This window comes from Desertibacillus haloalkaliphilus (assembly GCF_019039105.1).
Lineage (GTDB): Bacteria > Bacillota > Bacilli > Bacillales > KJ1-10-99 > Desertibacillus > Desertibacillus haloalkaliphilus.
On sequence record NZ_JAHPIV010000260.1, the window covers coordinates 1 to 396 of the forward strand.

A 396-nucleotide genomic window follows, 5' to 3' on the forward strand; every position below is an offset into this window, starting at 1 on the left:
ACGTTAGCATCTGGAGTGAATTTCTTAGTAACGAACAACTTATTGCCACTTGCGAGTATTTTAATTGAACCGGCAAAAGTTTTATTCTTAAATAACGCAATAAACCATGGAATTTTAGGTCCTATTGGAATTGAGCAAGCAGCGCGAGAGGGAATGTCGATTTTATTCCTATTAGAAGCAAATCCTGGACCGGGTCTTGGTATTTTACTTGCTTTTATGTTGTTTGGAAAAGGAATGGCAAAGCAATCAGCACCTGGTGCGACAATTATTCACTTCTTTCGTGGGATTCATGAAATTTACTTCCCGTACATTTTAATGAAACCTGCACTAATTATCGCTGCCATTGCTGGTGGTGCCACAGGAGTATTCACACTATTGTTGTTTAATGGTGGACTT

General features: G+C 38.9%; 1 protein-coding gene. It reads left to right on the forward strand.

Annotation, left to right across the window (positions count from 1 at the left end; all coding sequences use genetic code 11):
- Positions 1-396: PTS transporter subunit EIIC (locus KH400_RS21835; protein WP_217228210.1), on the forward strand; the 396-nt coding region annotated here is incomplete at both ends.